This window comes from Anaerotruncus sp. DFI.9.16 (assembly GCF_024461615.1).
GTDB lineage: Bacteria > Bacillota > Clostridia > Oscillospirales > Ruminococcaceae > Anaerotruncus > Anaerotruncus massiliensis.
Genome location: NZ_JANFZX010000176.1, coordinates 1 through 230, shown reverse-complemented (window position 1 = coordinate 230; position 230 = coordinate 1). Strand labels below are relative to the sequence as shown.

Genomic DNA, 230 nt, shown 5'->3' with positions numbered 1-230 from the left:
CGAACCATCGGTAATATACAACCACCCTTTCATCACATATACTCCCTTGGGCAACTTATAGTTTCCGTTTATCTCCATCTCATCCGCCCCATTGCCCAGCTGAGTACCGTTTTCAAACAGAATATCACTCAGATTATCTCCATCATCATCGCCGTTATCCCCATTACCGCCGTTATCATCACTACAAGCAGTAATTCCAAGGGTTAAGACAAGCATTAAAAGCATCTGCC

At 43.9% G+C, this 230-nt stretch carries 1 protein-coding gene; it reads right to left on the bottom strand.

The window, feature by feature from the left end:
• On the bottom strand, positions 1 to 230 hold a 230-nt coding region (locus NE609_RS17440; RefSeq protein ID WP_256153257.1), incomplete at both ends, for a hypothetical protein.